This window comes from Clostridium sediminicola (assembly GCF_050402865.1).
Classification (GTDB): domain Bacteria; phylum Bacillota; class Clostridia; order Clostridiales; family Clostridiaceae; genus Clostridium_AF; species Clostridium_AF sediminicola.
In genome coordinates, this window is the sequence record NZ_BAABMF010000021.1 from 45,230 (window position 1) to 65,556 (window position 20,327).

Sequence of the window (20,327 nt, forward strand, 5' to 3'; positions counted from 1 at the left end):
ATTATTGCAATAAAGTTATTTAAACAGAAGTAAAAATTAAAGGAGGAAATACATATGAATAGTTTATGGAATTTAAATTTACAGGTTATAGGAACTAGTATTATAAATTATGGATATAAAATCATTATTGCGCTATTGGTTTTATTCATAGGTTTTAAAGCAATTAAGATAATTATGAAAGTATTCAAAAAGTTTTTGGGTAAAACAGATATTGACGAATCACTTTATAAATATTTGGTGAATATAAGTGAAATAGGACTTAAAATATTACTGACATTTGGTATACTGGAAACTACAGAGTTAATTAAGATTGCTCCATTTTTAACAGTGATTGGTGCTGCTGGACTAGCAGTAGGTTTAGCTTTTCAAGGGAGTCTTTCAAACTTTGCAGGTGGAGTATTAATTTTAACTTTTAGACCATTTAAGGTTGGAGATTTTATTGAAGCTCAAGGATACGCAGGGATTGTTGATGAAATTTCAATAATCTATACTGTCTTAAATACTGTAGATAATAAAAGAGTAATTGTTCCAAATGGGGATCTTTCAAATAGTAGTTGTATAAATTATTCCGCTAATGATAAAAGAAGAGTTGATATAACATTTGGAGTAGGATATGACGCAGATATTAATAAAGTAAAAGAAGTTATTGGACAAATTGCCAATAAGCATGAATTTATATTTAAAGATCCAGCACCATTTATAAGAGTAGTAGAACATGGTGATAGCTCTGTTAATTTTGTTACTAGAGTTTGGTGTAAAACTGAACATTATTGGGATGTATATTTTGATTTGATGGAAGAAGTGAAAGTTGCATTTGATAAGGAAGGAATAAACATTCCATACCCACATATGGATGTGACTATGCTAAAAAGCTAATTTCTGATATAATAATAGGATAGCATAATTAGAATTTTTATAATTTTTAGCTTTGAAGAAGACATATGCTATAAATTATATCTTAGCAATTTTTTTATAATACTAATATTATTTCTATTTGAATTAATTTAGGCAAAAGTTGTGAAGATAGCGGAAAGTAACTTATGTTAGAATGTCTTTCAAATAAAATAATATTTAGTTCTTAGAATTCAACATAATGCTAAGAAATATTTTCTTGTAGAACATAATATACTTAATAGAAGACTTTAGAATGTTCTATGTTACTTTACATTTGGATTATACTAGAATATATAACTAATGAAGGGAGCTGATGCTCCCATTTTTCCTTTTGGAGGTAAGAAAACTAAACTCTTTTTCTTACAACAAAGTTATCTTTTACAAGTAGCCAATTTTGGGGGAAATCTCTTCCTAATACCCAATAGAAAAAGCCCCTAATACCTAATTCTTTTACAAGATCAAACTTTGCTTGAATACTACGAGCATCTTCAAACCATACTTCATGTTGTTGACCGTTTTTATCATAATAATTAAAATAAGGAGATTGAGCTTTTTCGTCGTATTGTATACTTACATTATTTTTTTTTGCTAATTTTATTGCATCTTGAGGTCCAATAGACTTAGCCCACCTTCCTCCTTTTACGTAAGGGAGAGTCCAATCATAGCCGTAAAGAGGGATACCCATCATAATTTTATTTTTGGGCACTTGTGTAATTGCGTAATCTAGAACTTGCTTAACTTTGTTTAAAGGTGATACAGCCATAGGAGGACCACCTGACCATCCCCATTCATAAGTCATGAAAAATATAAAATCCATAATTTCTCCATGAGCTTTATAATCATGTCCTTCGTATAGAGTTCCTTTTTGATCAGTAGATATTTTAGGAGCTAATGCAGAAGAGATTAGATAATTATTAGCTTTTAATTTTTCTTTTGCTTTTCTTAAAAATATATTATACCTTTCCCGATTTTCAGCACCTACATATTCAAAGTCAAAATCTAGTCCTTGGTATCCTTTTTCTTTCATTATACTAATTGCTTCGTCTAAAATTTTATTTTGAAGTGAAGGATTAGTTAGTATATCAGTTGCCAATTCAGTGGTAAATGTACCTTTCTCAAAGTTTGTTAAAACCATGAGAGGAAGGGCACCTTGACGATAAGCAGAATTTATAGAAGGATTATCATCTATAGGAGTAAGAGTACCATCTCTATTTACCGCATAGCTGAAAATTGTAACATATGTTAAGTTTTCAGCAACTTTATCAACTTCTTTCCCGGAGTTTACACCAGTAATTTTTGGATCAATATATCCTCCAGTATCTATAATTGGTCTTTTCTTAGGTGGGATGTACAAGCGGATTCCTATCGGTAAAAATGCAGGATTCATTATACCATTAATTCTCATAAGGTCATAAACGGATAGCTTATATTGTTCACTAATGGAGTAAAGTGTTTCGCCGGATTTTACAAAGTGATATTGCCCCCAAATAGGAATAACAATAGTCTGTCCAACGACTAAACTACTTGGATTTGGAATATTGTTTGCATCTATAAGCTTCCCAAGGGGGAAACTATATTTTTTAGATATTTTCCACAGGGTATCACCAGATTTAACAACGTGTATCTGCATTAATTCATCTCCTTTTAAAGTATTAGTTTTATTACAAGTCACATTAATATTATATGGAGAGAAAGACATTGTGTAACTAGAAGTATTCAAAGAAGATAAAAATTTAAATTCAAAAAATCATATTATTTTTGCATATGGGTATACTAAAATCGATTTGTTGAGATTTCAAAAGAAAACAGGAGGCGACACACATGAAAAAAACAATGAACATAACGGCAGCAATTTTAGCAAGTATACTTACTATTGGTTCTCTAGGGATATCAGTATTTGCAGAGCCACAAGGTAATGGAGATGCAAAAAAAGAAAATGGGATAAATATAACTGAAAAACGTGATAAAAACAGACAGGATAAAAACAGACAAAATAATTGTAAAAGAATTTCACCATTAAAAGCTAAAGAAATGCTCCAAAAAGATGGGAATATTATTCTGTTGGATGTAAGAACTCCAGAAGAATATGCAGAAAAACGTATTCCTAACAGTGTGAATTTGCCAATAGATGATTTGGGAGAAAAAGCTTCAGAAGTTTTATCTGATAAAAATGCAACAATAATAGTTTACTGTAAACTAGGAAAGAGAAGTAAAAGAGCAACAAGAATTTTATGTAAAATGGGATATACAAATGTTTATAACTTAGGTGGAATTCAAGATTGGCCTTATGAAACAGAAAAAAATTGAATTTGCTTTGATAAAACAAATGGTTTTCGTGGATTCGAAAACCATTTGTTTTATCTATAGAGTTTCCAGTTGAACTATTTATACTTTTGGTTGGAGAAATCTATATAATAAAAATAGTAAGATTAATATAAGAATTATCCAATATACTTGTGTAGTAAAAAGTATAGTATTTCCTAATAAACGCTCTATTACTACTAGAGAAGCAACTATGAAAATGAAGAATAAAGCAAAATTAATAGTTTCTTTACGTTCTACCTTTTTTCTTTTTTTTATGTCTTTTTCAAAATGTCCATTTATAAAAAATGTTGCTAATATATATGAAGAAATGCTCAATATAAAAATCATCAATAGCATAGCTACAGATATATTAAAGGTAACCCAAGATTGAGAATTATTTAGTATTTTTGGCAATTCAATATTTACGTAAGAAAAGAAAGTGCTTATTATTAAACTTAGTAGAATAATTTGTATATTTTGTCTGAGTCTTTGTCTCTTATCATGATTACCATAGGAAGAGATAATATTATCACAAAAATCTTTAATATCGCTTCCTAAAATATTATGAATATCCGTTTTTCTTTCTTGACCTTCAAGGAGCATCGTTAGAATATCTCCAACAGCTTCTTCGGCATCTACATCAATTAACCTACTTGTTCGTAAATAAACTATAATTTCTTCATAAGTTTTTTTGTACTCTCCTGTGAGATTTTTGCTTAAAGCATGATGAGCTTTGATTTTTTCTTTTAAACTTACCACAATAAATATCCTCCTTAATTATTTAAAATTCCATCAACACAAATTTTTAATTCATTCCAGGTACTATTAAAATCATTTAAGTCCTCATTACCTATATCCGTTAAACTATAATATTTTCGTTTTGGACCAAGGGGGGAAGCTTTTTTTATAAAACTCAGCTTTTTATTTTTTTCCAGTCTAATTAAGATTGGATAAACAGTACCTTCGGTGCAATTTTTGAATCCATAGGTCTTTAGTTTTTCTACTATTTCATATCCATAAGTTTCTCCGTTGCTAATGATTTTTAAAATGCAGCCTTCTAGTATTCCCCTTACTAGTTGAGAATTATCTTTCATCAAATCACCTACCTTGTTAAACATAGTAGTAAAGTTAAAAAAACAAGTACTTTGTATTACCAAGTACCTTAACTACATTGTAACACAAAGTAGTGTGAGTGTAAATATATAACATTAAGTATTTATTGTAATTGTATAATTAATCTTCACGTCTCCAATCAAAGATATCCTGAATAACATTTAGCTTATGATTGTTTATAATAACAGTAACGTTGTCAATCCACTCAATGTTAGCATGGTCTTCTCTATAGTTCCAATATATATTTTTAGACTTTTTTATTTTTTCATTGTAGTTTAATTCAGCTCTTACAGCAGGTGCCGAGAGAGTTCCTTCTGATACATATGCCTTAATAGTATATTTTCCATCAGGTGATTGTACTTCGGTAATAAATTCGCCTTTTGGTAATCTTCCCATATGGTAAAAAGCCCAGTATACTCCATAGGATAGAAGTGCAAGAACTATAATAAGAATAATGGCTATTTTCTTTTTCAATAATTCTCCTCCTTTAAGTAAATGAACACCCAAACCCAATTGAACGATACCTATAATCAAGCATTCAACGCTAATAAGATAAACATCAAGAATTAGCATTTGAGCAATAATACTTATAAGTAATAAACTACCCATAATTATCCCAATAATTCCAGAATGCTTTTGAGATTTTATAAAATTATTAATTCCAGCTAAAAAATTTCCAAGTCCGAAAATTAAAATAGCAATAATTCCTGGTATAAACCAATTATTAAATGGAACTTTAGTCAGCCATTCTTGGGGAAACTCAGGAGGAAAACTCCTATATGCTCCATTAGGGTTAAGTATCATTAAACCTCCAGTTGCAAAGGCTGCAACTGCAATTAATAACTCAAATAGACCATATAAAATTTTACTAAATTTTAGTTTCATTATTTTCATCTCCTATAGATAAACTTTTACTAAAACAAAAAGTTATCTTCTTTATTCTTTAACAAATACTTATATAAAAATTTGTAAACAAGAATATTCAAAGCAATTAATGAAAGTACACAAAAAAACATACTAGGTAAGGCTCCTCTGTTTATATAAGCTTTATCTTTATAAAAGAATAAAAAGAGTAATAAATGCCAAGGAACAAATGAAATTATTAAATTCCAAAGGCACATAAGTACAGATATTTTCATATTATTTAAGGTTATAGTCCAAGTTAACAACAAAGAAAATAATACTGTAGCAAATACAAAAATCAAACTAAAACTTACGGTGCGAAAAGATAAATATTCAAGCCAAAGTACAAATAAAGCCAATGAAAGGGACAACCAATAATTTTTTAACAATAAATTTTTATTTTTCAACAGTATATCCTTCATCTTCTAAAAACTCCTTGATACTATTCTTTTTAATATTAAATTCATACCATTTAGTAGAGGTATCTAACTCTTCAATTATTCTATTTATATACTCTTTAGAATTATAGCTAATATAATAGTCAAGTTCGTCTTTTAAAGAATAGATTTCCTCAAATGCATCAACAGAAAGACTTATATTATATGCCATATCAATTTTAGCAGTAGCCATGTATCGTTGAATATTCCTTTTAGCGATAAAACCATCTACATTAAAGAAATTTATTACTGTATACATTGTTAATAGTGATATCAATGTTAGTTTAGCTATAGAAACTTTTATAGACCAAATCCCCACAAAAGAAATAATTAATAAAATAAAAATTGTTAAAATTGTATAATGAACATAAAATCTTAAATAAGTAAATCCATAATAATTTTCATATAAAGATAGTTTGAAATGGGATGCATAAAGCATATTTAAAGTAAACAACACAATTAAAGACAATAAAATTTTAGATATTTTCTTGGCTTTTTCATTTTTATACCATATATATTTAGTGGAAAAATATATAATTGATAAATTAATCAATGTAACTAAAACTAGTTGGAAGAATCCTGTTCGTGCATATTGAGCATAAGTTATACCAGCAGGTAGAGTTTTTCCACCATTAGTATATAAAAAGCTAGATTGTATTATGGCAAATAACAAATATACGATATTTAATGATATTAGTAAGACTAATATTATCGATGAACTCACAGAAGTTTTTTCTTTTTTAGTAACTATTAATCTTTGAATAGGATAATTGAAACTCCACATAAAACCAAAGGTAGCTATAAAAACTATAAAAATCCTTAAAAAGTGTCCAAAATCAAAATCTAGATCTAAATTAGGAATCCAGTCTGTAATATAATAATTAAAAACTAAATCTGATGAAGCTAGTAATAACAATATTACAATTAATACTGGAATAGTAATTAAAATACCTAAAATAATATCTTTATTTAAAGATTTTTTTTCTTTTTTTGAAGCAAAAACATCTTTTGAAAATGAAAATGGTTTAAACATATTTTCTATAGTTAAAGGTAAAATTCTTCTGAAAAAATCTTTAACAAATCTAAATTTATACCATTCTAAAGAAGCATATATAATAAGCAAAAAGCTAGAAGTAAATAATATAGGAAGCATTAAAATATTCATTGATCTTAAAGTGATATTATTATTTAATGTATAACTAAATGATATTAACAAAGAAGGTATCAATAAGAACCATCCTGCACTTTTTCTAAGTTTAATTGTTTCTTTATTTGTTACATAAAAACATACAAGTAGTATCAAACAATAAATGAAGAATGAAATACCAATATTTTTTCCAATAAAAAAAGTATCAAAAATTATAGCAGATAAAAGTATTATGATAATACTCCATATTTTTGTAGTAGATGATTTATCTCTATCAATTGTTCTTATCTCTTCATTTCTTCCTTTGCTTAAATTGTGATATTCTAGCCATTTATTACTAGACTGAGTTAAATCAATTTCATTAATTGAATTTCTATAATCCATAAAATCACCTCATTAATCTTTTTTGTATTCTAAAATGTCACCAGGTTGACAATCTAATTCTCTACATATTGCCTCTAATGTTGAGAATCGAATTGCTTTTGCTTTTCCTGTTTTCAATATTGATAAATTTGCATTTGTAATTCCTACTTTTTCGGCTAAATTGGAAAGTGAAATTTTCCGTTTTGCCATCATAACATCTAAATTAACGATAATAGCCATAATTTGTCCCCCGTTTATATTGTTAAATCATTTTCTTCTTTTACTTGAACGGCTTGTTTGAATACCTTAGAAAGTATTAGTATAAAGCACCCTGCAAAGAAAAATATCATTGCTTCAAAGTCAGTGTGAATACCTGTTAAATCAAAGGTTATAATATCAAAATCTGTATACTGTTTGTTTATAACAAAATTAATTATGTAATTTGAGGTAATAGTGAAACAGCAAATTGAAATTCTTTTTAAACTGCGCTCATTGTCAGAAACAAAAGGAGTAACTTTTATTAGAGTACATACTATTCTTCTTAGATAGTAAAGAATAGCTAAAGATGCAATTCCTCCAATTGCAAATAGAATATAAGTTATTGTTAGTCTTGGAGTTAACTCTCCAGTATTCAATACATATTTAACAAAGGTTATAACCCATAAAACTAATCCACCAACCATTAATAAATCAAGTAAAATCCTTAAAATTGATGATAATGACATCTTTCCATAATATTTCATGAAAAATCCTCCTAAAGAATTGTTTTAATTAACTACTTTAAAGTAATAATACATCATATTATTTTGAAAATCAATATAAAATTAGTGTAAAATGATATTTTTTTATTGAAAAACAATAAATTAGTTAGTTTGCAGATTGCAGTCTACAGTTCACAGTAAAGGATACCTTTCGTTTATACGAAAGCTTTTGTATTGTAATAAAAGATTAAAAACTCTTTTGTAAAGCAAAATGTGTTGGTTAAGAATAAATAAGAAATAGAACAATAAATAGTTAAATGCGACATAATATGTTAAAATATTTCTTGTAAGATTTGTTTGTAATTTTAGAAAAATTGAGGTAAAAAGAAATGATAAATATACTTGTAGTTGAAGACAATGAAGTAATAAGAGAAAATCTATGTAAAATAATAAATGAAAATTTTTATGATATAAATTTACGATCTGCAGAAACAGGAGAAGAAGCAATAGATATATTGAAAAAAGAGAGAATAGATTTATTTTTTCTTGATATTGAACTTCCAGATATTGGAGGTATGAAGATTGCAGAAGAGATTCGTTCAATTGAAGACTATGAATTCTCATATATTGTTTTTATAACCACGTATATTTCATATCTCCCAAAGGCGCTACAAGAATATCATTGTTACGATTTTATAGAAAAACCTTTTAGTAAGGATAAAATTATTGATACAATAAACAAACTTTCAAAAGGTATAAAACAACAAACAAAAGATGATGAAAAAAAGGTTATAACCCTTGAAAGCGGCATTGTGATTTATAAAATTGTTTTAGATGATATATATTTTATAGAAGTACAAGCTAGAAACTTAAGAGTTCATACAGTAAATGGCGTGCTGGAATTTAATAATATACCTTTAAAGAAAATAAAAACTAAAATTAACGAAGCAGGTTCAAATGATTTTGTAAAGGTACATAAGTCTTATGTTGTTAATATGAAGAACATTCTGAAGGTTAGCAAATATGGTAAGAGGTTATGGGAGATAAGTTTTAGTAATTATGATGAATGTGCTTTATTAAGTGAAAAATATAAAAAAGATTTATTTGAAAGAACGGAATTATAAGGGGAATGGCATTAATGGGTCTATATGAAATAATAATATTATCTACTATGGAAATAATAAGTACTTCTTTAATTATAGTAAAAATAGATAACAGAATTAGAGAAAAGAAATCAAAAATAATTGCTTTAATAGCTTTTTCGGTTATATTTAGTTTTGTTTTTAATAATTTTAATTTACCTATGAGAGCAGTTACAGTTGCGATTTATGAAATAATATTGCTAAAGATATTATTTCAAATTAACTTTGTTGCTGCTATATTTGATTATTTTACTGCATTTATTTTTGTTTATATTTTTCAAGTATTTGTTATGTTAGTAATGCAACTTCTTAAAGTTAATATAAATGAGAATATTTTCATAAATGGAGTAATAATGAGTATAGGTGTATTAATAATCAGTTTAGTAGTGTATAAGTATGTACCTATAAATAAGATAACTGATATGTATATAAAGGAAGATATGTTGGTTAATTTCATTAGTATTATTATAATATTTCCTTTTATGATACATAGTTTCATATGGGATTCTAGTATTACTGAAGGATTGGGATATTTACCTTTAATATTAAGTGGGATAATTATATGGACTTTGCTTGTGATTATTGTTTTTTATGAAATAATTAAAATAAGAGAAAATAAAAAAGTTATAGAAATATACAATGAATATAATCCTTTGCTCCAAAATTTAATGAATGAACTTAAAGGTAAACAACATGATATTAGAAATCATCTTCATGCAATATATGGTATAGCGGAACATGAAGGAAATGATGAGATAAAAGATTATATAGATAATTTAGTACAGAGTTTTTCTGAGAAAGACAAGCTTATTAATACTGGTAATATTATAATAAGCTCCTTAATATATAGTAAAAGCAATATTGCCAATTCAAAAAATATAGATTTTAAATTTAATTATGAAAAACCTATTCCAGTATATCCATTGAAAGATTATGAAATCACAGAGGTAATTGGAAATATTATTGATAATGCTATTGAAGCTACAGAGTCAGTTGATAAAAAAGATAAAAAGATAGTAATTAATATGAAAAATGAAGAAGAACTAAAGGTAATAGAAGTACAAAATACTGGAGTATTGTTAAATAATATAGAAAAAAATAAATTTTTTAAAATTGGATTTTCTACAAAAGGTAAAAAAAGAGGATATGGACTTTATAATGTTCAAAAGATAGTAAAATCCTATAAAGGATTTATAGAAATTTCACATAACAATGGAATAACAACTTTTAAACTAATGTTTCCATAAACAAAGTTATTTGCTTTTTTCGTGGTTAATACATCCTGATATTATCAGTTGTATACTTTGTAATACTATAGTCCATATACCAGTTGTGAAAAATTTTGAATGATAAAAAAAAGTAAATAATATAACAAGCCAAAAGAGTGTAATTGATAATGCAAGCGTTTTGGCTTTTTCTTTATGCTTAAAGCTAGTTATTGGTCTGGATTTTGATGGTATAGGAGAAAAGTAAAAAATTATTATTATACTGAGATAACTAATAACAAAATAAAAATAAAGATTATTAATAAAAGGAATAGTCGGCAGTATAACTATTGCAAATATAAAAAATGCTACCGAAAAAAGAAAACTGTATATATTATTATAAAAATGAAAGCCTCCACTAAAATATCCTATTGATGTTAATAAAATAAGTGCAAATATAAATTTATCAAAATGACCCCAAAAGGCAAATAAAATAATCAATAATGAAATTTTGACAATTTCATAGAAAAAAGTTTTTATAGTATATTCTGTTTTACTAATGTCTCCAGTAGACATTAGATTTTTTTTGGCTATGATGTTAGAAAAGCTTTTTATAAAGTTATTTATTTGCATTGTAAAATATCCCTTCGTGAAATTTAATTTATCTTTGTTTAAAACTCGCTGAAAATTACTTTGACATTAACTCAAACCAAGTGCAGAGTCAATAGAAGTTGCATGAAACGGGTATATTTTGTCATGAAACGGGTAGGGGTACATTTCATGACAGAAAAAGCACGTTTCATGCAAGATGGGTTGTACAGGCTATGGGTTTAGTATAGAGTTGATTGTGTCGACAATTATTATAAAAATATAACTTTTATGGTTTGATTTGTAATAAGGAGTCTATTATCAAGCGCTTGAGAGTAGAAAATATAATAAAATTAAGGAGGAAATTTTATGAAAAAATCAAAAAAAATAATTAGTGCTTTAACTCTTTTAGTGATGTTGGTTTCATCTAAACCTGTATTTGCTAGTGAATATAAAGTGTGGAGTGGCTCACATACTTTTACAAGTTCTTGGGAAGTACCAGTATATGGCTCGGATTGGGTGATGAAATATGGATTTAATACATTTTTGATTAATGAAGATTACACTCATACAAAACATAATTCAGTGGAACATATGGCAGTGGTTGTAAACAAATATTCGTCTAATAATATGGCAGAAGCAGGTTACTGGGCAAAAATAGAAGTTAGGCACAACTCTGATACTGTACTTTATGGGATAAAATATTAATAATATATTTTTATATTTATTAATAAAATTCAAAATTAAAAACTTCCTCATTGTTATGGATAAATAAGAATGGGGAAGTAAGAAACTATAAAAAAATATAAGTTATATTGGCAACTAAGAAGTACGGAGGGATATTTATGAAATGGATTAAGTATATTATTAGTTTTTTAATAATGTTTATAGGTCTTTTAATTATAGGAGAAAGTCATATTTTTTATTTAGATAATTTTTATACTCAATATGATAATACTACATTATATTTACAAAGTCGTATAACTAGTGAAGAAATGATTACTGATATTCTTGATTCAGCTGCTCGCAACGAAGTTGAAGTATTTACCTATATAAGACTTCAGCCTAATATTTCTCTTGCTGAATACGAAATTTATGGGACATCAGGAGTTGAGAAATATATTAATGAGAATTCAAATATATTTGAAGGAAAGTACACAAGCCTTTTTGTGGGGAATATAAATATTGAATTCAATGATATTGAAAATACACCTAATATTGAGAATATGCATGACTATTATATTATTGGTAGTAAAGGGCAAGTTCATCAATTCAAAATGGATTTAATTGATAAGTATGCAGGTAATCATCCTAAAGAAGGTTATCCTGATAAAGAGTCAAGAAATAATACAGTTGCTATATGGCTACTTATCATTAGTATAATTTTATTACTATCTTTTTATGATGTAATTTTACAAAAGAAAGAAAATGTTGTTAGAGTGTCTATGGGAGAAAAAATAAGTAAAATTATTTGGAAAAATATTATTTTAGATTCTTTAGTATTTAGTTCAATTTTTACAGGAATATTATTTATACTAACAAGATATACTCATGTATTCTTCAATTTTAAAATCTCAATTATAGCATTTATTTTTTTATTATGCATTAATGGGTTATTATATTTAAATATATATTTTTATGATATAAAAGAGGTTTTTTCTAATGGTAAAGGCTCTAAAAACTTATTATCACTTAATTATGGTTTAAAATTAGTGACAACTATTATTACGATTTTTATAATATCTAGCAACATAGCTTTTATTTCTCAATCTTATAGTCTTTATAAGCAAAAAATTTTTTTTGAAGACCATTCAGATTATTACTACATTAAGTTTATGTATAGACCAATTGAAAATAGTGATGGCTCTATGAAAGATAGATTGGATGAAACTGCAAGTGTGCAAGCAAGGTTTTACAGAGAATTTTTTGAAGAATTTCACGTAACTGCACTAAAAGATATTTCTGATTATTTAAGGGTAGAAGGTATTTTAGCAAATACAAACTATTTTGATTATTTATCTAACAAAATAGATGAATTGAGAGGTATTAATTTAGATAAAGATTTTTATTTTCTATTACCTGAAAACATGAAAGAGAGTTCTGAAGTTATCGGTAGTCTAGAAGGATATATACGATTTAATGAAGGGAATAAATTTGATTATGATTATGATGTTATTTATTACCATGATAATGTAGATATTGTTGGAATAGATGAAGATACTATATACGGAAGTAACTTAGTCAAAAATCCCGCTATTATTTACAATAATATGGCAGTGGATAAAGTTAAAAGTCAGAGTGACGATAATGATTTGAATGGAAAAAGATTAGATTATTTATATGACACTATGTATAAAATATCCTCAGATGATGAACTTGATGAATTCAACAAATTTTTAGTGGAATATAATTTACAAGATCAAAATGTTCAGAAAACAAATGTTTTAAAAAAATATAAAAACAGTTGGATAATAGCTAAAAGAATTTTATATATTAATTTAGTATTTAGTGTTTTAATTTTACTTTTAGAATTTATCATTATTAGTTCAATTATTAGGTTAGAGTATGAAGTAAATGCCATTGAGCTTTCTATTAAGAAAGTTATGGGGTATAGTGTGTTAGAAAAAAATAGGAAAATTATTATGATGACAGTTATAACTACGATATTAAGTATGATAATAGCGGTTATTGTTGCGAGAATAATGGAAACTAAGGAAGCTTATTATTTAGCTTTCGGAGGAACAATCATCTTGATATTAGAATTATTTGTTATTACATTTTACATACATAGGATTGAAAATTCTAAAATTCAGAAGATATTAAAGGGAGGAAATTTATGATTGAAATAAAAAATATAACTAAAAAGTTTGATGATAATGTAGTATTTACAGATTTCAATTTAACAATAGAAGATGGAGATTTTGTCATATTTTCAGGTCCCAGTGGTTGTGGTAAAACAACGTTATTAAATATGATTGGAGCAATTGAAAAAATAGATAGTGGCAAAATAATTGTTGATGGAATAGATATTAGAAATAAAAGAAAGCATCTAAATTATTTTAGAACAAAAATTGGTTTTTTATTTCAAAACTTTGCATTAGTTGATAATAAAACCGTTAAAGAAAATCTAAAACTTGTTCATAAAAATTGTAAGACAAATTTATCAATAGAAGAGGCTTTGAATATTGTGGGTTTAGAAGAAAAACTGAATAAAAAAGTATATACATTATCAGGTGGAGAGCAACAAAGAGTAGCTTTGGCTAGATTGATGCTAAAAAGATGTGATATTATACTGGCTGATGAACCAACAGGCTCTCTTGATAAAAAGAATGCAGGAGCTGTACTCAATATCTTAAAACAACTAAATGAACAAGGAAAAACAATTATACTTGTTACGCATGATGAGTACATAAAAAAAAGAGGAAATAAGGTGGTGAATTTATGATAAAGATTAATGGGAAAAGAATTTTTCAATTTATCATACTAGGAGTTGTTATTTTGAATTTAAGTTGGTTTTTAATAACAACAGTTAAGTATCATAAATTTATTAAAGCTGTACCTAAAGATAAGTATGGGGTGTATGGTATAAAAAAAGAAGATGGTTTTACCTACAGTGTAAAAAAACCAGATTATTTACAGTATACAGGAAATTTGGCGGTTTCTAATATGGAAAAAGGTGAACTTTTAATAATATGGCCATTGATATTTGGTGGGTATGAATATGGGTTTAGAGTACAAGAAGAAGGTGGAGCATATGAAATCTATGTTGATGAAAATATGAATTCAATAGATAAAGAGGACAAGATTGCAATCAAAAAACTTCAAGAACATAAAGCCGAATTAGAGGAATTATTTTTTAAAGCTAATGAAATGTGGAAGTTGGAATAATTGGCCAATTTGATTATTAAGCTTTTATGTATTTAATATTAGGTATTTAGACTAAAATATCCTATTAGTATATTCTGTTTTACTAATGTCTTCAGTAGACATTAGATTTTTTTTAGCTATGGTGTTAGAAAAGTTTTTTATAAAGTTATTTATTTGCATTATAAAATATTCCTCCGTGAAATTTAATTTATATTTGTTTAAAACTCGCTGAAAATTACTTTGACATTAACTCAAAATAAATCCAGAGTCAATAGAAGTTGCATGAAACGGGTATATTCTGTCATGAAATGGATTGGGATGCCATTTCATGACAGAAAAATACCGTTTCATGTAATACGGGTTGTAATTTAATAAATGGAATATTATTATAAATATTGTAAATTGGATATAGGTCTATATCAATTTGAACTTCAAAAATATCAAGAGATTTGAACAGAAAGAAGATTAAATGTTAAGAAAAATTAAAATAGTAATAAAGATCTTTATACAGAATTTTATTATACAGGTATTTAATTTATTGAATTATTTATAAAATATATTTGTTAAAGGAGTAATAAATGTCTATAACTGCTATTCTGATAACTATGCATATTATAAATTCAATAAGTTTTTTAGTTCAAATTTATTTAATTATTAAGATTATCAAAATTTTAAAGAATAAAAAAAACAAAAAATAATTTCTTGTGGAGAGTTAAGAAAGATAAAAAATTTTACAAAAGTTTTTAAATGTATGGTTTTAGTTTGTACTATTATTATCAGTAGTGTTTTTCCTGTAAGTGCAATGGAAACAACAAATGATTTTAATATAGGAGATAAAATAACTATTGGTAGATATGGAGATAAAATAATAAGTGCGGAAGAAATACCTGATCATATTATTCCTCAAAAATTTTCTAGTTTAGAAGAAGCTGAAAAAATATTGGACAAACATAACAAAGAAATTGAGGAAAACAATCAAAAAATAAAAGAAATTAAAGCTGCTAGATTATCTTATCAGGTGGAGAGCAACAAAGAGTAGCTTTAGCTAGGTTGATGCTAAAAAAATGTGAAATTGTATTGGCAGATGAACCAACAGGTTCTCTTGATAAAAAGAATGCAGGAGATGTTCTCAATATTTAAAAAAAACTAAATAAACAAGGGAAAACAATTATACTGGTTACACATGATGAAGACATAAAAAAGAGAGGAAATAAGGTGGTGGATTTATGAGAAAAATTAATGTGAAAAAAATCTTTGGAGTTATCATACTTGGGTTTGTTGTTTTGAATTTGAGTTGGTTCTCAATAACAACTATTAAATATAAAAAATACATAAAAGATATACCCAAAATAAAGAATAGTTCCTATGGTATAAAGAAAGAAGACGGATATAATTATCATGTAAAAAAACCAGATTACTTGCAGTATACAGGAAATTTAGCAGTTGATAATTATGAAAAAGGTAAGCTTTTAATTATATGGCCATTAATATTTGGTGGATATGAGTATGGGTTTAGAATACAAGAAGAAGGTGGAGCATATGAAATATATGTTGATGAAAATATGAATCCAATAGATAAAGAGGACAAGATTGCAATTGAAAAATTTCAAGAACATAAAACTGAATTAGAGGAAATGCTTATTAAAGCTAATGAAATGTGGCAGTTAGAAGAATAGAAGAAGTTGCTTATTAAGCTTTTATGTATTTAATATTAGGTATTTAGACTAAAATATCCTATTGATGTTAATAAAATAAATGCAAATATAAATTTATCAATTTGTCCCCAAAAGGCAAATAAAATAATCAATAATGAAATTTTGACAATTTCATAGAAAAAAGTTTTTATAGTATATTCTATTTTACTAATGTCTTCAGTAGACATTAGTTTTTTTTGCTATGGTGTTAGAAAAGTTTTTTATAAAGTTATTTATTTGCATTATAAAATTTTCCTCCGTGAAATTTAATTTGTATTTGTTTAAAACTCGCTGAAAATTACTTTGACATTAACTCAAACTAAGTGCAGAGTCAATAGAAGTTGCATGAAACGGGTATATTTTGTCATGAAATGGATTGGGGGACATTTCATGACAGAAAAAGCACGTTTCATGTAAGATGGGTTGTACAGGCTATGGGTTTAGTATATAGTAGATTGTGTCGACAGTAATAGAGATGAAAACAATTAATTCACGTGTATTAATTATAAATATGGTTGACTTATTATGTTTGGAGTTAAGTTAATTATATATTTCTAAATGAAAAAAATTTGAGTGTAGTCTTTAGAAAATATCCTATAGAAATACATTTAAAATTTAAAGAAAGTTCTGAGTAAAAAGTATGAGAAATCAATAAAAAATTAGGTGCGATAAAATAAGAGGAGTGACACTTTATGAAGTTTTTAAAGAAAATAATAGCGGTCATAGTTATTTTTACTATAATTATGCCAACGTCAGTATTTGCATCAGAGAATATGAAAAGTGAATTTTCTACAAAATCAAGTACTAAAAAAAAGGAGTTAGTTGAATTACTAAATAAATATGATTTAGAAGCTTTAAGTCCAGAAAAAGTAAAAGAATTAAATTTAGATAAAAGTAATGTTCCTATATTACAATCATCAATGTCAATTGATGAAATAGAAAAATATATTATTAAACATAAAAAACAAATAAATGTTGAACCTGAAAGAGAAGTTAATATTCCTATTGACATAGATGATGATAAAAGTTTATTAAATAATGTTTTAGGAATGTCAAGTTTGTCTATGGATGGGTTGGTAACTAGAAGATTATCTTCAGGTTATTCTGGAACTAAAATTGAAACTAAGACATTGTCTGATATAACAAATCTTAAGCAAGATTTGACTATTAAGAAGTCTGTTGCTGTAACTTATAAGTATGATTGGGTACAGTATCCAGGTGAAGGTGCTACTATATCGAATTTAGAAATTATATCTCATGATCAAGGAAGTATTGAAGAATTGACATTGGGAGGAGCAAATAGACTAACCAAAGTAAATTCTTCTACTTGTAGTAAAGTTAGCAATACAAGAATAAAACATGATTATAATTTAACCTATAAAGGATATATGGGTATAGGAGTAGGACCTGCAACTATATATATACCGCTTGATTCTAATACAATTACTGGGACAACATACTATAATTTAACTTATTAGATTTAATCATTTAAGTATTCAAACTATAAACAACTTTTTACATCAAGTGTTATTGGTGGGTTTAAATACTAAAAAATAGAATGTTGTAAAGGGACTGTCTCAGGATTTATTCAGAGGCAATTCTTTTAGTTTATTTAATGTGGTCTTATGTCAAAAAAAGGACAAGATAAACATGAGCTTTTTAATTTATGATAAAATAATGATTCCAAGGATATGATATAATAAAACAAGAGAAGGGTGTATTATATTATTTTAAATTTGTAGTTACATTAAAGAAATAATGTAAAAAATAGTAGTCTAATGAAAATTGATAGGAGTTATTTAAGTGAAAACTATTGTTGGGTTTTTAGTAGTTGTAATAATTGGTATATTTTATGGTAAGGTAGCAGATATGGTAGGAGCGATTATTAACTTCACAAAAATTTTTAGGTTTTTTGTGGAATTATCCAAAAAAATTAGGAAAAAAATAAGAAGATTATTAACAAGTAAAAATTAAAAAGGAGTTTCTAAAAAAACTCTCGCATCTAGTAAACTTTATTATATCTTTCAATAATAAGTAACAAAGCTACAATGTCTTTTATTATGTTATTTAACTCAAATAAGCAAGTGGTCCAAACAAGTTTTGCCCACTATGGGTGCGTCCAGCAAAGCTGGACTATACTAGCTGGTAAGCAAGCTCGTCTACATAGCCTCCTCGCTACGAGGACTGGTCCTCATTAACAATTGAATCGCTACAATTGAATTGTCATAAAATTATTGGCATAATTTTATGAAAGAGAATATACAAAGATCGCGCAGTCAGTAGATTTTTTGTGAATTCTAAGACATTACGGATAATAGTATAATGCTTGATGCTATAGACAAGTTATAGTGGTGTACAAATCTTAATATATGAAGGTTCTTTTGGAGGAGAAAACAAATATTCCATAGTAGGTAAACACAGAGTTGTTGGAATTGGTTTCCCGGTTTACTCCAAATATCAAAATATAGTTAGAGAATTAAATATATCTGCTAAAACTAATTAAAAAATTATACTGAGACTACAAATGTTTATGTACATACAAAGTGGAGGATATTCAAATGAAATATATAAAAGTGATTTTTGGCTATCATTGTATTGTTTACATGATATACTCAAAAAAATGAATTCAAACGAGATTTTGAGAATTCTGGTAATAGTTCAACAGTTGTGGAAGATGATTTTAAACTTACTATATCTACTGCTAAAAATGTTTATAATATGGATGATTTATTTACGACTAATCCATTAGATATTACTGCAACCGTAAGATATTTGGGGAATGAAGATGAAATAACCATATATCATGGTGAACCTATTGTTGCAATATCATTAAGACATAAAAATGGTAAACTTCAATTGGGCACTGATATTCTTGACATAGGATGTTCGTCAGTTATTAAAAGTAAAAAAGAGTATTTATTTAGTCAAGATTACGTTAATGATTATTATAAAGAAGGTTTAATAAAAGGTGATTATGTAGCCGTAGCATATATTAAAATAGTGTTAGATGAAGAATTTAAAAATAAGATAAATTTTTCATCCGAAGTACCTTTTAGTATTTAATAATTCGATAGCATTAAGTCGAAGCCCACATAAATTCAATGTATCAAATAGGTACTTTTATTATCGAGGGGGATACTTTAATGGAAAGAAACATATTTAAATATATTGATTATACTTGTAGTTTCTTTATGATTTTACTACTTATTGTAATGAATATACGTAAAACTTTAACACCGTATATTTTTATAATATATGGCATTGCATTTCTAATACCACTTTTCAGATTAATAAAAATTTTTGCAGAAAAAAAGAAGAAAAACTTAGGAATATATATTTATTATATTATTGAACTCATTATTTATAGTATTTTAATTTTATTTCTTTTAAAAAGAATATAATATTAGGTACGCGTATAAAAAATAATAATAGTTTAAAAGAGTTGGTTAAAAAAATAGTTATAGAAGGAAATGAAATTGCTTATAATCTAGATAATCCTGTGATTAAACGAGGTTCGACTTATGGTATATTAGAAAACAAACAAAATATTTGTAAGATTAATAATAAAATATATGAACAAGTTATATGTGGGTATATAATTATATAAATAGTAATAAAAGATAAGAGTATAATTATGTCACAATACAATTATAAATCTTATTTATTAATGAAAGGGATCGTTGAAGAATAATTTCTACTAATTTCTTTCAAAAAATGATTGAAGCGTTCATATTTTTGAAAGAAAAGTAGAACTAATTCTTAAGCCGACCCTGAGGTACGGAGAAGGATATCATAAAAAAGGTTTATTACAACTTGGTGAATATTTAGAACAACATGGAATGGAAGAAGGATATCTGCTAGTTTTTGATTTTAGAAAAGAAAAATCTATAGTTGGAGAAATTAAAGAAGAACAGGTTATAGTTAATGGAAAGAGTAAGAGGATATATGGTGTCTTTTGTTAAGGAAAAT

At 26.4% G+C, this 20,327-nt stretch carries 24 protein-coding genes and 1 pseudogene; 16 read left to right on the forward strand and 9 right to left on the reverse strand.

The genetic code is table 11. The features are described from left to right. Positions 1–54 precede the first annotated feature (54 nt). On the forward strand, positions 55–876 hold the full coding sequence (locus ACQ3F0_RS22615; RefSeq protein WP_428868014.1) for a mechanosensitive ion channel family protein: 822 nt from the start codon (positions 55–57) through the stop codon (positions 874–876). Positions 877–1,240: 364 nt separating this feature from the next. On the opposite strand, the gene ACQ3F0_RS22620 is transcribed toward ACQ3F0_RS22615, so the two are convergent. After that, positions 1,241–2,524, reverse strand: a complete 1,284-nt coding sequence (locus tag ACQ3F0_RS22620) for a glycoside hydrolase family 18 protein (RefSeq protein ID WP_428868016.1) — start codon at positions 2,522–2,524, stop codon at positions 1,241–1,243. A 191-nt stretch (positions 2,525–2,715) separates the two neighbouring features. Between ACQ3F0_RS22620 and ACQ3F0_RS22625 the strand changes: the two genes are divergently transcribed. Then, positions 2,716–3,201 (forward strand): rhodanese-like domain-containing protein, encoded by a 486-nt coding sequence (locus ACQ3F0_RS22625; RefSeq protein ID WP_428868018.1) that lies wholly within the window; start codon positions 2,716–2,718, stop codon positions 3,199–3,201. A 78-nt stretch (positions 3,202–3,279) separates the two neighbouring features. On the opposite strand, the gene ACQ3F0_RS22630 is transcribed toward ACQ3F0_RS22625, so the two are convergent. The 6 genes from ACQ3F0_RS22630 to ACQ3F0_RS22655 all read right to left on the reverse strand — a co-directional run bounded on the left by ACQ3F0_RS22630 (position 3,280) and on the right by ACQ3F0_RS22655 (position 7,904). Further along, positions 3,280–3,957 (reverse strand): DUF1048 domain-containing protein, encoded by a 678-nt coding sequence (locus tag ACQ3F0_RS22630; protein ID WP_428868020.1) that lies wholly within the window; start codon positions 3,955–3,957, stop codon positions 3,280–3,282. 14 nt (positions 3,958–3,971) lie between these two features. After that, positions 3,972–4,292 (reverse strand): PadR family transcriptional regulator, encoded by a 321-nt coding sequence (locus ACQ3F0_RS22635; RefSeq protein WP_428868022.1) that lies wholly within the window; start codon positions 4,290–4,292, stop codon positions 3,972–3,974. Positions 4,293–4,431: 139 nt separating this feature from the next. After that, complete coding sequence (locus ACQ3F0_RS22640; protein WP_428868023.1) at positions 4,432–5,196, reverse strand: DUF5412 domain-containing protein; 765 nt, start codon at positions 5,194–5,196, stop codon at positions 4,432–4,434. 414 nt (positions 5,197–5,610) lie between these two features. Beyond that, positions 5,611–7,182: a DUF4153 domain-containing protein gene (locus tag ACQ3F0_RS22645; protein WP_428868025.1), complete on the reverse strand. Its 1,572-nt coding sequence runs from the start codon at positions 7,180–7,182 to the stop codon at positions 5,611–5,613. Positions 7,183–7,194: 12 nt separating this feature from the next. After that, positions 7,195–7,401 carry a helix-turn-helix domain-containing protein gene (locus tag ACQ3F0_RS22650; RefSeq protein ID WP_428868026.1) on the reverse strand — a complete coding sequence of 69 codons (207 nt, stop codon included), beginning with the start codon at positions 7,399–7,401 and terminating at the stop codon, positions 7,195–7,197. A gap of 14 nt (positions 7,402–7,415) precedes the next feature. After that, a complete protein-coding gene (locus tag ACQ3F0_RS22655; protein ID WP_428868028.1) occupies positions 7,416–7,904 on the reverse strand; it encodes a DUF2975 domain-containing protein in 489 nt (162 codons plus the stop codon). A 347-nt stretch (positions 7,905–8,251) separates the two neighbouring features. Here ACQ3F0_RS22655 and ACQ3F0_RS22660 point away from each other — a divergent pair, with 347 nt between their 5' ends. Both ACQ3F0_RS22660 and ACQ3F0_RS22665 read left to right on the forward strand, forming a co-directional pair. Next, positions 8,252–8,986, forward strand: a complete 735-nt coding sequence (locus tag ACQ3F0_RS22660) for a LytR/AlgR family response regulator transcription factor (protein WP_428868030.1) — start codon at positions 8,252–8,254, stop codon at positions 8,984–8,986. Between the two features lie 14 nt (positions 8,987–9,000). Next, positions 9,001–10,251: a sensor histidine kinase gene (locus tag ACQ3F0_RS22665; protein WP_428868031.1), complete on the forward strand. Its 1,251-nt coding sequence runs from the start codon at positions 9,001–9,003 to the stop codon at positions 10,249–10,251. A 6-nt stretch (positions 10,252–10,257) separates the two neighbouring features. Here the strand turns inward: ACQ3F0_RS22665 and ACQ3F0_RS22670 are convergent, their stop codons facing one another. Next, positions 10,258–10,842 carry an accessory gene regulator ArgB-like protein gene (locus tag ACQ3F0_RS22670; protein WP_428868033.1) on the reverse strand — a complete coding sequence of 195 codons (585 nt, stop codon included), beginning with the start codon at positions 10,840–10,842 and terminating at the stop codon, positions 10,258–10,260. A 324-nt stretch (positions 10,843–11,166) separates the two neighbouring features. On the opposite strand from ACQ3F0_RS22670, the gene ACQ3F0_RS22675 reads away from it, so the two are divergent. The 7 genes and pseudogenes from ACQ3F0_RS22675 (at position 11,167) to ACQ3F0_RS22705 (ending at position 16,340) form a co-directional block, all read left to right on the forward strand. Continuing rightward, positions 11,167–11,505: a mediterrocin family bacteriocin gene (locus tag ACQ3F0_RS22675; protein ID WP_428868034.1), complete on the forward strand. Its 339-nt coding sequence runs from the start codon at positions 11,167–11,169 to the stop codon at positions 11,503–11,505. 137 nt (positions 11,506–11,642) lie between these two features. Further along, on the forward strand, positions 11,643–13,637 hold the full coding sequence (locus tag ACQ3F0_RS22680) for a DUF1430 domain-containing protein (protein ID WP_428868036.1): 1,995 nt from the start codon (positions 11,643–11,645) through the stop codon (positions 13,635–13,637). Next, on the forward strand, positions 13,634–14,242 hold the full coding sequence (locus tag ACQ3F0_RS22685; RefSeq protein ID WP_428868038.1) for an ATP-binding cassette domain-containing protein: 609 nt from the start codon (positions 13,634–13,636) through the stop codon (positions 14,240–14,242). The genes ACQ3F0_RS22680 and ACQ3F0_RS22685 overlap by 4 nt, the downstream gene beginning before the upstream one ends. Continuing rightward, entirely contained in the window at positions 14,239–14,685 is a 447-nt protein-coding gene (locus ACQ3F0_RS22690; RefSeq protein WP_428868039.1) for a hypothetical protein, read from the forward strand. The genes ACQ3F0_RS22685 and ACQ3F0_RS22690 overlap by 4 nt, the downstream gene beginning before the upstream one ends. A 730-nt stretch (positions 14,686–15,415) precedes the next feature. Further along, the gene (locus tag ACQ3F0_RS22695) at positions 15,416–15,703 is read left to right on the forward strand and encodes a hypothetical protein (protein ID WP_428868041.1); all 288 of its coding nucleotides are present in this window, start codon (positions 15,416–15,418) and stop codon (positions 15,701–15,703) included. Beyond that, a pseudogene (locus ACQ3F0_RS22700) lies at positions 15,676–15,894 on the forward strand (ATP-binding cassette domain-containing protein); the annotation flags it as partial. The gene ACQ3F0_RS22695 and the pseudogene ACQ3F0_RS22700, both read left to right, overlap by 28 nt. Continuing rightward, positions 15,891–16,340, forward strand: coding sequence for a hypothetical protein (locus ACQ3F0_RS22705; RefSeq protein WP_428868043.1), 450 nt, complete (start codon positions 15,891–15,893; stop codon positions 16,338–16,340). The pseudogene ACQ3F0_RS22700 and the gene ACQ3F0_RS22705, both read left to right, overlap by 4 nt. Before the next feature lie 35 nt (positions 16,341–16,375). Here ACQ3F0_RS22705 and ACQ3F0_RS22710 read toward each other — a convergent pair whose 3' ends face one another. After that, positions 16,376–16,546 carry an accessory gene regulator B family protein gene (locus ACQ3F0_RS22710; RefSeq protein WP_428868045.1) on the reverse strand — a complete coding sequence of 57 codons (171 nt, stop codon included), beginning with the start codon at positions 16,544–16,546 and terminating at the stop codon, positions 16,376–16,378. Positions 16,547–17,050: 504 nt separating this feature from the next. On the opposite strand from ACQ3F0_RS22710, the gene ACQ3F0_RS22715 reads away from it, so the two are divergent. From ACQ3F0_RS22715 to ACQ3F0_RS22735, 5 genes are all read left to right on the forward strand, one after another. Continuing rightward, positions 17,051–17,836 (forward strand): hypothetical protein, encoded by a 786-nt coding sequence (locus tag ACQ3F0_RS22715; RefSeq protein ID WP_428868046.1) that lies wholly within the window; start codon positions 17,051–17,053, stop codon positions 17,834–17,836. A 325-nt stretch (positions 17,837–18,161) separates the two neighbouring features. Beyond that, the gene (locus ACQ3F0_RS22720; protein ID WP_428868048.1) at positions 18,162–18,332 is read left to right on the forward strand and encodes a hypothetical protein; all 171 of its coding nucleotides are present in this window, start codon (positions 18,162–18,164) and stop codon (positions 18,330–18,332) included. Positions 18,333–19,025: 693 nt separating this feature from the next. Further along, a complete protein-coding gene (locus ACQ3F0_RS22725) occupies positions 19,026–19,421 on the forward strand; it encodes a hypothetical protein (RefSeq protein WP_428868050.1) in 396 nt (131 codons plus the stop codon). An 80-nt stretch (positions 19,422–19,501) separates the two neighbouring features. After that, complete coding sequence (locus tag ACQ3F0_RS22730) at positions 19,502–19,759, forward strand: hypothetical protein (protein ID WP_428868051.1); 258 nt, start codon at positions 19,502–19,504, stop codon at positions 19,757–19,759. Positions 19,760–20,197: 438 nt separating this feature from the next. Beyond that, positions 20,198–20,320, forward strand: coding sequence for a hypothetical protein (locus ACQ3F0_RS22735; RefSeq protein ID WP_428868052.1), 123 nt, complete (start codon positions 20,198–20,200; stop codon positions 20,318–20,320). Positions 20,321–20,327: the final 7 nt, after the last annotated feature.

Coding starts and splice junctions, on each gene's coding strand:
- ACQ3F0_RS22660 (WP_428868030.1), top strand. CDS start 8,252: ATGATAAATATACTTGTAGTTGAAGACAATGAAGTAATAAGAGAAAAT.
- ACQ3F0_RS22670 (WP_428868033.1), bottom strand. CDS start 10,842: ATGCAAATAAATAACTTTATAAAAAGCTTTTCTAACATCATAGCCAAA.
- ACQ3F0_RS22680 (WP_428868036.1), top strand. CDS start 11,643: ATGAAATGGATTAAGTATATTATTAGTTTTTTAATAATGTTTATAGGT.
- ACQ3F0_RS22675 (WP_428868034.1), top strand. CDS start 11,167: ATGAAAAAATCAAAAAAAATAATTAGTGCTTTAACTCTTTTAGTGATG.
- ACQ3F0_RS22635 (WP_428868022.1), bottom strand. CDS start 4,292: ATGAAAGATAATTCTCAACTAGTAAGGGGAATACTAGAAGGCTGCATT.
- ACQ3F0_RS22735 (WP_428868052.1), top strand. CDS start 20,198: ATGGAAGAAGGATATCTGCTAGTTTTTGATTTTAGAAAAGAAAAATCT.
- ACQ3F0_RS22710 (WP_428868045.1), bottom strand. CDS start 16,546: ATGTCTACTGAAGACATTAGTAAAATAGAATATACTATAAAAACTTTT.
- ACQ3F0_RS22640 (WP_428868023.1), bottom strand. CDS start 5,196: ATGAAACTAAAATTTAGTAAAATTTTATATGGTCTATTTGAGTTATTA.
- ACQ3F0_RS22645 (WP_428868025.1), bottom strand. CDS start 7,182: ATGGATTATAGAAATTCAATTAATGAAATTGATTTAACTCAGTCTAGT.
- ACQ3F0_RS22655 (WP_428868028.1), bottom strand. CDS start 7,904: ATGAAATATTATGGAAAGATGTCATTATCATCAATTTTAAGGATTTTA.
- ACQ3F0_RS22705 (WP_428868043.1), top strand. CDS start 15,891: ATGAGAAAAATTAATGTGAAAAAAATCTTTGGAGTTATCATACTTGGG.
- ACQ3F0_RS22690 (WP_428868039.1), top strand. CDS start 14,239: ATGATAAAGATTAATGGGAAAAGAATTTTTCAATTTATCATACTAGGA.
- ACQ3F0_RS22650 (WP_428868026.1), bottom strand. CDS start 7,401: ATGGCTATTATCGTTAATTTAGATGTTATGATGGCAAAACGGAAAATT.
- ACQ3F0_RS22730 (WP_428868051.1), top strand. CDS start 19,502: ATGGAAAGAAACATATTTAAATATATTGATTATACTTGTAGTTTCTTT.
- ACQ3F0_RS22715 (WP_428868046.1), top strand. CDS start 17,051: ATGAAGTTTTTAAAGAAAATAATAGCGGTCATAGTTATTTTTACTATA.
- ACQ3F0_RS22685 (WP_428868038.1), top strand. CDS start 13,634: ATGATTGAAATAAAAAATATAACTAAAAAGTTTGATGATAATGTAGTA.
- ACQ3F0_RS22695 (WP_428868041.1), top strand. CDS start 15,416: ATGGTTTTAGTTTGTACTATTATTATCAGTAGTGTTTTTCCTGTAAGT.
- ACQ3F0_RS22665 (WP_428868031.1), top strand. CDS start 9,001: ATGGGTCTATATGAAATAATAATATTATCTACTATGGAAATAATAAGT.
- ACQ3F0_RS22625 (WP_428868018.1), top strand. CDS start 2,716: ATGAAAAAAACAATGAACATAACGGCAGCAATTTTAGCAAGTATACTT.
- ACQ3F0_RS22620 (WP_428868016.1), bottom strand. CDS start 2,524: ATGCAGATACACGTTGTTAAATCTGGTGATACCCTGTGGAAAATATCT.
- ACQ3F0_RS22615 (WP_428868014.1), top strand. CDS start 55: ATGAATAGTTTATGGAATTTAAATTTACAGGTTATAGGAACTAGTATT.